Annotated in this window: 12 protein-coding genes; 4 read left to right on the forward strand and 8 right to left on the reverse strand. The window is 45.0% G+C overall.

Translation table 11 applies throughout. The features are described from left to right. The first annotated feature begins 253 nt into the window (after window positions 1-253). The 3 genes from NO989_RS16045 (at window position 254) to NO989_RS16055 (ending at window position 5097) form a co-directional block, all read left to right on the forward strand. Window positions 254-2176: a PrkA family serine protein kinase gene (locus NO989_RS16045; RefSeq protein ID WP_239299792.1), complete on the forward strand. Its 1923-nt coding sequence runs from the start codon at window positions 254-256 to the stop codon at window positions 2174-2176. Window positions 2177-2261: 85 nt separating this feature from the next. After that, entirely contained in the window at window positions 2262-3548 is a 1287-nt protein-coding gene (locus NO989_RS16050) for a YeaH/YhbH family protein (RefSeq protein ID WP_061485149.1), read from the forward strand. A gap of 1 nt (window position 3549) precedes the next feature. Then, a complete protein-coding gene (locus tag NO989_RS16055; RefSeq protein WP_014978686.1) occupies window positions 3550-5097 on the forward strand; it encodes a SpoVR family protein in 1548 nt (515 codons plus the stop codon). Window positions 5098-5125: 28 nt separating this feature from the next. On the opposite strand, the gene NO989_RS16060 is transcribed toward NO989_RS16055, so the two are convergent. The 3 genes from NO989_RS16060 to prmB form a co-directional block, all read right to left on the reverse strand. Further along, the gene (locus NO989_RS16060) at window positions 5126-6343 is read right to left on the reverse strand and encodes an MFS transporter (RefSeq protein WP_039226533.1); all 1218 of its coding nucleotides are present in this window, start codon (window positions 6341-6343) and stop codon (window positions 5126-5128) included. Between the two features lie 153 nt (window positions 6344-6496). After that, window positions 6497-7594 carry a chorismate synthase gene (aroC, locus tag NO989_RS16065; RefSeq protein ID WP_014948759.1) on the reverse strand — a complete coding sequence of 366 codons (1098 nt, stop codon included), beginning with the start codon at window positions 7592-7594 and terminating at the stop codon, window positions 6497-6499. A gap of 9 nt (window positions 7595-7603) precedes the next feature. Next, window positions 7604-8539 (reverse strand): 50S ribosomal protein L3 N(5)-glutamine methyltransferase, encoded by a 936-nt coding sequence (prmB, locus tag NO989_RS16070; RefSeq protein ID WP_039226525.1) that lies wholly within the window; start codon window positions 8537-8539, stop codon window positions 7604-7606. 152 nt (window positions 8540-8691) lie between these two features. On the opposite strand from prmB, the gene smrB reads away from it, so the two are divergent. Beyond that, window positions 8692-9342: an endonuclease SmrB gene (gene smrB, locus NO989_RS16075; RefSeq protein WP_101563808.1), complete on the forward strand. Its 651-nt coding sequence runs from the start codon at window positions 8692-8694 to the stop codon at window positions 9340-9342. A 29-nt stretch (window positions 9343-9371) separates the two neighbouring features. Here the strand turns inward: smrB and NO989_RS16080 are convergent, their stop codons facing one another. From NO989_RS16080 to gshA, 5 genes are all read right to left on the reverse strand, one after another. After that, a complete protein-coding gene (locus NO989_RS16080) occupies window positions 9372-9497 on the reverse strand; it encodes a hypothetical protein (RefSeq protein WP_012517787.1) in 126 nt (41 codons plus the stop codon). A 178-nt stretch (window positions 9498-9675) separates the two neighbouring features. After that, window positions 9676-10089, reverse strand: coding sequence for a hypothetical protein (locus NO989_RS16085; protein ID WP_014948756.1), 414 nt, complete (start codon window positions 10087-10089; stop codon window positions 9676-9678). Window positions 10090-10187: 98 nt separating this feature from the next. Then, window positions 10188-10646 carry a hypothetical protein gene (locus tag NO989_RS16090; protein ID WP_014948755.1) on the reverse strand — a complete coding sequence of 153 codons (459 nt, stop codon included), beginning with the start codon at window positions 10644-10646 and terminating at the stop codon, window positions 10188-10190. A gap of 293 nt (window positions 10647-10939) precedes the next feature. Next, window positions 10940-11578 (reverse strand): hypothetical protein, encoded by a 639-nt coding sequence (locus NO989_RS16095; RefSeq protein WP_371342875.1) that lies wholly within the window; start codon window positions 11576-11578, stop codon window positions 10940-10942. 67 nt (window positions 11579-11645) lie between these two features. Beyond that, a complete protein-coding gene (gshA, locus tag NO989_RS16100) occupies window positions 11646-13244 on the reverse strand; it encodes a glutamate--cysteine ligase (RefSeq protein ID WP_131138032.1) in 1599 nt (532 codons plus the stop codon). Between the last annotated feature and the right edge of the window lie 31 nt (window positions 13245-13275).

Consider the following 13275-nt stretch of genomic DNA (forward strand, 5'->3'; position numbering starts at 1 on the left):
TATCGCGATCGCAGCCTTCGGCTGCTAGAAAAAATAAACCCCTCCGAAAAAAGAGGGGTTTATCATCAATCTGAGCCCCGCTTCCAAGCGGGGCTTTTTTTATGCACTATTGTTCATTAAGTGACACTAAATTCTTATTAAAGTTGCATTTTTCATTAGACGAAAAGATTAAAAACTATACACAATAATTACTATCGTTTTCCCAAATACCTACTAAGCTGAAATTACGGGGTTCCGTATTTAAGGGGTATTCATGGGTATTTTTGAACACTATCAAAGTCGCTATGAAGAGCGAAAACAGGAAGAGTTCACCATTGGGGAGTTCCTTGAAATTTGTAAAGAGGATCAAACCGCTTATGCAAATGCGGCAGAACGTTTGCTACAAGCTATCGGTGAGCCTGAATTAATCGACACTGCCAACGACCCGGCACTTAGCCGCATTTTCTCAAACCGCGTTATTTCTCGTTATCCAGCTTTTTCAGAATTCTATGGCATGGAAGAAGCCATAGAACAAATCGTTTCTTACCTTAAACACGCCGCACAAGGTCTTGAAGAGAAGAAACAAATTCTCTATTTGCTCGGCCCAGTGGGTGGCGGTAAATCGTCTCTGGCAGAGAGACTTAAAGAACTGATGCAACACGTACCTATTTACATGCTGAAAGGCTCGCCTGTTAACGACCATCCATTCTGTCTGTTTGATGTCAAAGAAGATGGCGACATTTTACAAAAAGAGTACGGCATTCCTAAGCGCTACTTAAAAACCATTATGTCGCCGTGGGCACGCAAACGCCTGCATGAATTCAATGGCGATATTACCCAGTTCAAGGTGATTCGCGTTTATCCATCAGTGCTCGACCAGGTGGGTATCGCTAAAACCGAACCCGGTGACGAAAACAACCAAGATATTTCATCTTTGGTGGGTAAAGTTGATATTCGCCGCTTAGAACAATATGCACAAAACGACCCTGATGCTTACAGTTATTCAGGTTCACTATGTAAGGCCAATCAGGGCTTAATGGAATTTGTGGAGATGTTCAAAGCACCGATTAAAGTGCTGCATCCACTTTTAACTGCTACACAAGAGGGTAACTACAACCCAACAGAGGGCTTCTCTGCCCTTCCCTTCGATGGGCTTATACTTGCGCATTCAAACGAATCTGAGTGGCAATCGTTTAGAAACAATAAGAATAACGAAGCCTTCCTAGACCGTGTCTATATAGTAAAAGTACCGTACTGTTTGCGAGTACGTGAAGAAATTAAGATCTACAAAAAGTTACTAGACAGCAGCGAGCTTAACGGCGCGCCCTGTGCGCCAGACACGCTAGAGTGTTTAGCGCAGTTTACTGTGTTATCGCGCTTGAAAGAGCCAGAGAACTCCAGTCTGTTTTCTAAAATGCGCGTGTATGATGGCGAGAGCCTGAAAGACACCGACCCGAAAGCCAAGTCTTATCAAGAGTACCGCGACTACGCCGGTGTCGATGAAGGCATGGAAGGGTTATCCACCCGCTTTGCATTTAAGATTCTCTCCAGGGTTTTTAACTTCGATCATCAAGAAGTGGCGGCAAACCCAGTCCATTTGTTTTATGTACTGGAGCGTCAAATTGAACGGGAGCAGTTCCCTCAAGAAACCGCTGATAAGTATTTGGAGTTTTTGAAAGGCTACCTCATTCCTCGCTACGTGGAATTCATTGGTAAAGAGATTCAAACGGCTTACTTAGAATCGTATTCTGAATATGGGCAAAACCTGTTTGACCGCTATGTAACCTATGCTGATTTCTGGATCCAAGACCAAGAGTATCGCGACCCAGAAACCGGACAGCTGTTCGACAGAGCGTCACTGAATGCTGAGTTAGAAAAAACAGAGAAGCCTGCAGGAATAAGTAATCCGAAAGACTTCCGTAACGAAATCGTTAACTTTGTTTTGAGAGCCCGTGCAAATAACGGCGGCAAAAACCCAGCATGGACCAGTTACGAGAAACTTCGCACCGTGATTGAGAAGAAAATGTTTTCTAACACGGAAGACTTACTGCCGGTTATTTCTTTCAACACCAAAGGCTCTGCAGAGGAGCAGAAAAAACACGACGACTTTGTAAATCGTATGACCGAGAAGGGATATACGCAAAAACAAGTTCGGTTGCTGTGTGAATGGTACCTGCGCGTACGTAAAGCGTCTTAGCGCTAAACGCATGTGGTGCTGAAGCGCGTGTAATGCGTGCTTCAGCACGGGTATTTGTAGTTCACAACAAGACAAGCAGGTGTGTATGGCGCATTTTATTGACCGAAGGTTAAACAGCAAAGGTAAGAGTACGGTAAACCGCCAGCGCTTTATTAAGCGTTACAAACAGCAGATAAAGCGCGCTGTTTCTGATGCAGTGGGTAAACGTTCTGTTACCGATTTAGATTCTGGCGAGCAAATTAGCATTCCAGCCAGAGATATCTCTGAACCTATTTTTCATACCGGCCGCGGCGGCAGTAGAGATATTGTCCACCCCGGCAACGACCAATTCACAGCGGGTGATAAAATTGATAGGCCGCCAGGCGGCGGTGGCAAGGGCGCAGGCGAAGGCGACGCTAGCAATGAAGGCGAAGGCCAAGATGAGTTCGTATTTTCTATATCTAAAGACGAATATTTAGACCTACTTTTTGAAGATTTAGCGCTTCCCAACCTAAAGAAAAATCAATTTGATAAAGTCACCCAATACGAAACCTATCGCGCAGGTTATCAGACCGATGGCGTGCCAAGTAATTTAGATATTGTTCGCTCACTCAAAGGCTCTGTGGCAAGGCGTATTGCCTTAAGCGGAAGTGATAGAAATAAACTGAGAGAGCTTGAAGAAAAACTTGCACTGCTTATAGAAGACAAGCACGACAATACGTTAGCCATAAATGCATTAAAAGAAGAAATTGAAGCACTTAAAGCCAAAATAGCCCGAGTGCCTTTTATTGATACTTTCGATTTGCGCTTTAAGAACTATGACAAGCGTCCGCTTCCCTCAAGCAAAGCCGTAATGTTTTGCTTAATGGATGTATCTGGCTCTATGGACCAAGCCACCAAAGACATGGCTAAACGGTTTTATATCTTGCTGTATCTCTTTTTGACGCGAACCTACGAAAACGTAGACGTGGTGTACATTCGTCATCACACGCAAGCGAAAGAAGTAGACGAGCACGAGTTTTTCTACTCTCAAGAAACCGGCGGCACTATTGTTTCAAGTGCATTGAAGCTAATGGATGAAGTCGTTCGCGAGCGCTACAGCGATGGAAACTGGAATATCTATGCAGCACAAGCGTCAGATGGCGATAATTGGGCTGATGACTCGCCGCAGTGTCGTGACTTGCTTACCGCTAAACTGCTACCCGCAACCCGTTACTATGCCTATATTGAAATAACCGAGAGGCAGCACCAAAGTTTGTGGCGAGAATACGAGAAAGTGGCCGCCACTCACGACAACTTTGTATGTAAGCACATACAAACACAGGCCGACATCTATCCTGTGTTCAGAGAGCTATTCAAACGCTCTGAACAAGATGCGCAGCAAGGAGCCTAATATGACAACCGACGCTATGGCAAAAGAAAACAGCAAGCCTGAAACTTCAAAACGCCACTTATTAAGCGATGGGCCCGACTGGACGTTTCCACTTATCGAAGAGTATGAGCAACATATCGATCGCATCGCCAAAAAATTTAAGTTAGACACCTATCCCAATCAAATTGAGGTGATCACCGCAGAGCAGATGATGGATGCTTACGCCAGCATCGGCATGCCGCTTAACTACACGCACTGGAGCTTTGGAAAAAAGTTTATTCAAACTGAGCAACAATACCGTCGTGGACAAATGGGGCTGGCTTACGAAATCGTCATTAACTCTGACCCCTGCATTGCGTATTTAATGGAAGAGAACACCATTACCATGCAAGCGCTCGTTATGGCTCATGCGTGCTACGGTCACAACTCATTCTTCAAAGGCAACTACTTATTCAAAACCTGGACCGATGCCAGCTCTATCATCGACTACCTAGTATTTGCTAAAAACTACATTGCTAAATGCGAACAAAAATATGGATTTGACGAAGTCGAAAATATGCTCGACTCGTGCCACGCGCTAATGAATTACGGCGTTGACCGATACAAACGCCCGCAGAAAATTTCGTTACAGGAAGAGAAAAACAGACAAGAAGAGCGCGAGGCCTACCTGCAATCGCAAGTGAACGAGCTTTGGCGCACCCTGCCAAATAGCCCGCATAGCAAACACAAAGAAAAAATTCGTTTTCCACAAGAACCGCAAGAAAACCTGCTTTATTTTATTGAAAAAAACGCACCTTTACTTGAACCTTGGCAACGTGAAATTGTGCGTATTGTACGGAAAGTTTCGCAGTATTTTTATCCGCAAAAACAAACCCAAGTAATGAATGAAGGATGGGCCTGTTTTTGGCACTATCACATTCTAAATGAGATGTATGACGAGGGTTTGGTCAGCGACCGCTTCATGATGGAGTTTTTGCACAGTCATTCAAGCGTCGTTATGCAGCCAGAGTACAACAGCCCTTATTACTCTGGCATCAATCCGTATGCGTTAGGCTTTTCCATGTTCATGGATATTAAACGAGTGTGTCAGTCCCCCACTGAAGAAGACTATAAATATCTTCCAAGTATTGCGGGAAAAGACTGGCTTGAGACCGTGCATTTCGCCATGGAAAACTTTAAAGACGAAAGTTTTATCAGTCAGTTTTTATCGCCTAAAGTTATTCGCGACTTTAAGTTATTCGCCCTTGAAGATGACACCACCAAGCCCTTTATTGCGGTGAGCGCTATTCATGACGAAATGGGTTATCAAATTATTAAAGAGAAGCTGTCTGCTCAATACAATTTGAGTAATTTAGAACCCAACATTCAGGTACATAACGTTGATGTGAGGGGCGATCGTTCGCTTACTCTTCGCTATATTCCTCAGCGAGGAATTCCGCTAGGCGATTCAAAAGATGAAGTTATGCGCCACCTGCACAGGCTGTGGAAATTTGATGTACGTTTAGAGCAAGACAATGGTGATGATGGTATTGACGTGATATCAGAGTGTAAACGTGCACCGCAGGCGTAAGCCTGCGGTCAGCCCTCAGAACAAGATTTTAAGCCGCCTTTGCACTTTCCATTTCTTTTCTGGAACACAGTAACAATGACAGTGCGCCTATTGCTGCAAAAACGGCTGCGGTAACGAACGTCTCATAGGCGTTAGTGCCTTGCTGCCACTGCTGCCCTGCCATGTAGTTTCCAAATGCGCCACCTAATCCAAACGCTATACTGATGTATACCGCTTGCCCTCGGCTTTGATACGCCTTCGGCAGGAACTGATGGATAAAATGCACCGATACTGCATGCGTTAAACCAAAGCTTAACGCATGAATAAGCTGACTCAACACAATCACCATAAAGGTATCAGCGAATGCCGCCATGACATACCAGCGAAGCCCTGTCAGTGCGATGCTCACAAACAATAAATTCCACACGCCAAACTGGCTAATCAGACGGCGGGCAATAAGAAATATCCCCACCTCGGCAAGTACCCCAAGCGCGATAAAGATGCCAGTTTGTTGGCCGCTGTAATCAAGGTCGCGCATGTAAAGTGCGAAAAATCCGTAATACGCACCAAAGCTAATTTGCAAGCACGCTGAAGCGAATATAAAGATGGCGAAAGGTTTTTGTTTGGCGTATTTCCAAATACTTCCCGCCGTAGACGTTTCAGGTGCAGCTTCTTTGGGCGCACGTATGAACAAGGTACTGATGAACAGTAACGCGAGTACGCCAATACTGGCGTGCACTGGCGTGTCGGTAGAAAAAATATCTAGGGCTTTACCCACACCTACCGTCAAACAAATAAAGCCAACGCTCCCCCATAGCCTTACCTGCCCATACGTGGCATTGGTTTTCGCCACCGTGTTCATCGTGATAACTTCAAGTTGAGGCAACACCGCTGTCCAGAACATCATCATCAACCCGAAAGCCAACGTAAGCCCCCAAAAACTGGTGAAGTAAAACACCGAACTGAAAGTTAGTACGGTGAGCAAGCAGCCTAAACGCATTACGCCAATGGCATTACCCGTTTTATCGGCCACGCCAGCCCATAGGCCTGGCCCTAAAATACGCGCTAGCGTTATAACAGCAAAAAGTTCACCGATTTCGGCAGAGGAAAATCCCCGCCCATCAAGGAAGATACCTAAATAAGGCACAAGCACGCCAAGCTGACCGAAGTAAAGCCAGTAGGTGATAGCAAGAATAAAGAGGCCGGTTTTGCTGCTTGCTGGGCTCGCCGCAGTATTGTTGGCATCGTTTAGGCCATTTGGTGACAATTCACATCTCCATATGCAAAAACGCCACTAGCGCAGAACCGGCAGTGGCGAATGATAGAATTAATTAGCGCAACATGCGCTCATGCTGCGTGTATCTTTAATCCGCGTTAACGTCGCAGTCTTGGCATTGCGGTCTTGCGATTTAAAAAACTGCTATGCCTGACCCGCAATTGGTTTCGTGGTCGACTGCACACCGGCATTTTGCGCGCGGTGGCGTAGCAGATGATCCATCAATACCAGTGCCAGCATGGCTTCAGCAATAGGTACAGCACGGATACCCACACACGGGTCGTGACGACCTTTGGTGACGATATCGATTTCTTCATTGTCTTTATTGATAGTTTTACCGGGAACCGAAATACTTGAGGTCGGCTTAAGCGCCATGTGTACTTCAATATCCTGACCGGTAGAGATGCCGCCTAGCACGCCACCTGCATGATTAGATGTGAATCCTTCAGGAGTAAGCGTATCGCGGTGTTCACTGCCTTTTTGATTAATAACATCAAAACCATCACCAATTTCCACGCCTTTCACGGCGTTAATTCCCATCATGGCGTGGGCGATTTCAGCATCTAGCCTATCGAAAACAGGCTCGCCTAGGCCTACAGGCACATTCTTCGCAACAACCGATACTTTCGCGCCAATGCTGTCGCCTGACTTTTTAAGGTCTCGCATGTACTCGTCCAGCGCGTCTAGCTTAGACTCATCAGGACAGAAAAACGGGTTAGTGTTGGTTACGCTGTGATCAACCTTATCTACTGTTACCGGCCCAAGCTGAGACAAATAGCCTAATACCTCAATACCGTGCACTTCTTTAAGGTACTTTTTCGCAATACCACCTGCGGCTACGCGAATAGCCGTTTCACGTGCAGACGAACGACCACCACCGCGATAGTCACGGCTTCCGTACTTTTGATCGTAGGTATAGTCAGCGTGGCCTGGACGAAAGCGGTCCTTGATATTGCCGTAATCTTGGCTTCGCTGATCTTTATTTTTAATTAATAAACCAATACTGGTGCCAGTAGTTTTACCTTCAAATACGCCAGATAAAATTTGTACTTCATCGTCTTCTCTTCGCGCCGTAGTATAACGAGAGGTGCCGGGCTTACGTCTGTCTAAATCAACCTGAAGATCTTCTTCAGTGATCTCAAGTCCTGGAGGGCAACCGTCTACTACACCGCCAATTGCAATGCCGTGGCTTTCACCAAACGTGGTTACAGTGAAAAGTTTTCCGAAGCTGTTACCTGACATAATTAACTATTAATCCTTACTACTAAAATACTGTACTAGTGTGTCTTTGCGCACGGCGAAAATACCTGAACCACCGTTATCGAATTCAAGCCAAATCACTTCTAACCCGGGGAACCTTTCGCTCATGTGCACTTCGCTATTTCCAACTTCAACGAATAACCAGCCACCGTCATTAAGGTAAGTTGGCGCCTCTTTAAGCATGATATCAACCAGTTCCAGACCGTCTTCACCTGCGGCAAGGGCAAGCTCAGGCTCGTGGTGATACTCTTCAGGCAAGTCAGCCATGTCCTCTGCGTCAACATAAGGCGGATTAGACACGATAAGGTCGTATTTCTGCCCTTCTAAACTTGAAAACAGGTCAGACTGAATGGGATAAACACGGTGACTAAGACCATGCTCCTGAATATTAATATCGGCCACTTCCAATGCATCTGTGCTGATATCAACGGCATCTACCTGCGCCTCTGGGTATGCATGAGCAAGCGCAATAGCAATACACGCACCGCCCGTGCACATATCAAGAATACTGTTAGGCGTCGATTCTACAAATGGCGCAAACTCTTTTTGAATAAGTTCAGCAAATGGAGAGCGAGGAATGAGCACTCGCTCGTCTACGTAGAACGGCATACCGCAGAACCAGGCTTCGTTTGTGATATAAGGTAATGGCATGCGAGTTTGCACGCGCTTTAAAACAAGCTCTGCAATCTTCTCTCGCTCGCTTTTCGTTAAGCGAGACGTCATTACGCTGTCCCCAACTTGTTCCAATATAGGATGAGGCAAATGTAAGGCTTGCATAACTAGGCTTGTCGCTTCATCCCATGCATTGTCAGTACCATGACCAAAATACAAAGCCGCATCGTTAAAACGGCTGGTTGCCCATCGTGTCATATCTAACAGGGTATGCAGATCTTCAATGGCTTCTTCGAGGTAAAACTTATCGGTCATGGCGTTTGGGTACATCAAAAATTTCAAAGCTGGTATCATACCCAAACTTCATACCGATTCACATAATTAACTACGTACCGAATCTTTCTATTCGTTATAATTTAGGCGTTTTGAATCGTTAAACTCGAGTGTATTAACCCAAGCTATCGTTGATGAAAACCTTCAAAAAAGAACTCAAAGCCTTAAAGAGGCAGCTTTCTGAACCTCATCGCCATAAAAGTCAGGCGAGACAGGAGGGTGCCCGGAATGGAAATATGTCTACGAATACCGAGGAAGAGGCCTTTTCATTTGCCGATGCTATGCAGGGAGTGACGCCTTTATCACAGGATAAAGTTGAGCCTGATAAACAAGTTGAGTTATTTAAGAAGTCGCAGCAGGTAAAAGGTAAACACCTAAAACACAGCAAGCAATTAGCGGCAAGCTTCGACTTTTCTGATATGTATCAGGCAGCATTGCCTCAGGAAGGGCCAATGCGTTTTTGTCAAGAAGGTGAGTCGACGCATATTTTAAAGCAGCTGCGCCGCGGCGACTACTCGCCAGAAATGACCTTAGATTTACATGGCCTTACCCGCGAGATGGCGAAAGCCGAGCTTGCCGCACTTATTCACACCGCAAGAAAAGAACTGATAGATTGCGTGTGCGTAATGCATGGCTTTGGTCAGGGCGTATTAAAAGCCGCCCTGCCCCATTACTTAGTTCAGCACCCACAGGTACGTGCGTTTCATCAAGCGCCACTTGAATATGGTGGACAAGCAGCGCTACTGGTACTCATCGACATACCGCTTCAAAACAACAAGCGTTAATTTTCGCCTGAGCAGCCATACACGGTGATTTATTTGTCTTCATCTGCACTGTTGTGCATAAACAAATAAGTGTAATACATCATCATCGCTACAATAATGCCTATTCCTAGTAGTGAGCCCCATACCACGGGGTCTTTCATCATAGTCCACAACATAAGTAATCTCCTCTTCAACTAAGTGAATAGTAGAAGAGGCGTTAGATAGAGGATGTGATCCAGATCAAATTCGATTTCTAGTCGTTAGCTGTCGGCCTAATTATTTGATCCAGGTCAACATACAGTTAATACCAATCCGCATATTTGTCGCGCCATCACAATTGGGGCTTTGCCATACTTAGTTGTAACGATTGAATATGTTCAGGTTTCCCTCATAACCAAGCAACGCCTCCGCATTACGGCACAGCTGCTCCATCGACTCACTAACTTGTATATCAAAATTGGGGGGTGTTGCTCGAAGACTGTGTTGAAAGATTTTGGCGTTTACATGGTTCGCAAGCAAAAGAAAACCCAAACATCCATACGTTCTCAGAAAGGGAAGCCGTGAGCAAAGTTGAGATGCGGCAGTATGTGTAATCGTTAAACTTTTGTCGGGAATAGATAGAATTACCCACTTATCAAGTTTCTGACCCTCTCTTGCGATATTCCTAAACCATCCGTCGACAACGCTATCGTCGTATACATTGCTTGGTATATCAAATAGAACATTGTTGACGTTGAAAAAACGGTATTGATGCTGACTACCTACCATGGCTACCTCCTGTTATGCCTTCATTCAATTGGTAGAGTGGAGCACTGAGCAAAGATCAGTTTTGACAGGGCGAATTCGCCTAGTTAGGACTGTTATGGCTATCGTCTGGCATTATTGAACTGATTAACATTGTGGGCCTGCAGACAAGCAAGTACTTTTTCACTCAACCACAGTGTTGCCTGAGCAGTGTCGTCAAAGTATTCGAATGCTAGTGTTGAAGATTCATAAACACGAGACCAAAACTTCTTTTGCATTGCCACACCTTCTGGTTCATGAAGCACCACTGCCGTGGCAATTAGCCCCAATGCTACGGCTTTACTAACAATTTCTTGCCCAGCGTTAGTAGCCTCCATGGGCGCAAGTGCCAGACCATGCACATTTACTAAGCTTCCCCAACACGGTGTATCAATATTCTTTCTTTGTGCGCCAACCACACGCTCATACTTTTGCATGAACTCAAGATTAAACGGACCTACTAAGTCAATATGTAGAATATTTTGCTCTGCTTGAAAATGAGCGTGAACCTCTCCATGCGCACTAAACTTGTCTATATCCATACGTTCCTCCACTTGAAAAGTATAGAACAAGATCAGGGCCAGATAAATTTGTTGCATATTGAGGGATAGAATTAATTTACAAAAAGGTATTGCAAATCATTCTCATTTACACTATCTTGTAAATGCCTGTTCGACGTTGGGTAAAAAACGGTCTTGGCTTAGCGTCGCTGAGGGATAGACGCCCGTCTATCCCTCAATTTTTTTCTTCAATACATTTTTCTACTTATTTTAATCAACGTTCATAGACGCATAAAAAAAGCGACTATCACGTCGCTTTTTCTCGCTTCTTTAATTTAGCTAAACAGCTTCATAAACCAACCTTTTTGAAGATCTTCCTCGCAGGTTTTAAGTTGCGTAGCATAGCGCAGCGAGCGCGCTTTAACTTTTGACGCCACTTTCTTAAGCCACGGCTTTCTATCATAGCTTCTGCGTTTGTACCCGCCCCATCCTTCGTGATAGTTAAGGTATTGCGCGTAGGCATCCCATTTAGAAATACCGTTCACTTTTTGCGACTTGTAAATAAACCATCCCATAAAGTCGATAGCGTCCTCGAAATCATCACGATCTGCACCACTGTTATCTGTTTCTCTCATATAGTCAGACCAGGTAGGTGTTTTCGCTTGTGAATAGCCATAAGCCGAACTAACACGCCCCCAAGGAATAAGCCCGAAGAAAACGTAATCACGCGGTGGAAGCGCATCGTGGCGGAAGGAACTTTCTTGATACATCATGGCCATTGGAACATGTATAGGCACACCCCATTTATCGCGGGTATCAGCAGCTGCATCATACCAATCGTCCTTTTCGTAGAATATTTCGCACAAATTACTGATGTCTTTAGGAGGCGTAGTTGCACACCCAGCGATAAACAGCGGAAAAAGAACGATGAGAGTTGATAAAAAAACAACCAATTTTTTGAACTTTTGGTTCATAGCTTGTCTTAACTAATGTTCTAGTAAAATGTGTGTTTCCCTGGAACCCTTCGATGCCTGACCTATGTCAGGCATTTTTTTTTGCTGGGGCCTCAGCGAAATAATCACGAATAAATGTATCAAAGTCTTTAACATCAGCAGCTTCTATTTCTTTTTGAGCAGCAAACGACACGTCAGCTTGGGCAGCAAAACCAGCAGCATCCGTATCCGTGTATTCAAAAGACTTCATCTCAGCTTGATAAGCTTGTGCCAGTTCTAAGCCCAACACGCCATTATCTTTGTCACTTTCTAGCAAAGTAGCAAGTAGTTTACCTGACGGTGTTAGCGCCGGATCCGCCACTTTTTCAGCCTCGACGTTCACCGCTTGTGTATAACGCGACGTATCATTGGCTAAATCGAGTAATTCGGCCGCTTGCTCGAAGGACTTAAACAGAGAGGCACACCATTTAGGTAGTGAAATATTTTCTCCGCCATTTTGCAGGAGCAAATCAGGGTTTCGCCCTTCTAACACCACTTTATTCATATTCTCTTTAGCTTCTTTAAGCTGCGCTTCGTCAAGTTCTGCACTTGGCATTAGTAAGCACGCCACTAAGAAAACATCTAAGAAATCGAATTGCGTCTGTGAAATACCAATTGCCGAAAATGGATTTACATCTAGAGCGCGCACTTCAATGTAGCTGATACCGCGTCTAACCAAAGCGTCTGTTGGCTTTTCCATTGACTGAGTGGGCTGCTTAGGGCGTATAGGCGAGTACAGTTCATTTTCAATTTGAATGATGTTGCGACTTAACTGTTGATAATTGCCCTCTTCGCCTGCAGCAAACTGGCTGAACCGGGATGACGGCGTATTCATCGCATCGCGCAGCAAGGTGACATAGTTGTCTAGCTTGTTGTAACAAATCTTAAGCGACGATTGCTCTGCACTTGTGTAGCCTAAATCACTCATGCGAAGTGATGTCGCGTATGGCATGTATACCGTGCCCTTACCTACCTTTTTAAAAGGTAACGCATGCTGCTTTCCTTTTAAAAACGATCCACATAATGCAGGGGATGCACCGTACAAATAAGGAATAAGCCAACACAACCTGCGGTAGTTGCGGATAAGCCCAAAATAATCGGCTGAAGTCTGCTCTTGAGAATGTTCTTTTCCGTTCAGTTCAGCCCATAGCTTCCAAAACGTTTCGGGAAGAGAAAAGTTGAAATGCACGCCGGCAATTGCCTGCATCATACTGCCGTAGCGGTTTTTAAGACCAATGCGATATACACGCTTCATCTTGCCCACATTTGACTCACCAAAATAGGCGATGGGAATGTGCGCTTCATCATCTATAAAGCATGGCATACTTAGCGGCCATATTTGCTCTTCACCAATATTATCAATAACGAATTTATGGATATCTTTTAACTGAGAAATCGTTTTGGCAGCACTGTTTTCTGGCGGCGTAATGAATTCAAGCAACGATTCAGAAAAGTCTGTGGTGATTGAATCATGGGTTAGCGCAGATCCCAGCGGTTTAGGATGGGGTGTTTGTGCCAACGTACCGTTCGGGTTTATACGAAGGGCTTCGCGCTCAACACCGCGCTTAATATCTTTTAGCGCAGCAAGAAATTCGGGTGACTTAAGCGCAGCAATGCGCGCTTCAAAACGGGATGAGTCTACAGTCAAAATGGTGGTCCGTTATGTCAATATAGCCCCC

The organism is Alteromonas sp. DY56-G5 (assembly GCF_041414725.1).
GTDB classification, from domain to species: domain Bacteria; phylum Pseudomonadota; class Gammaproteobacteria; order Enterobacterales; family Alteromonadaceae; genus Alteromonas; species Alteromonas macleodii.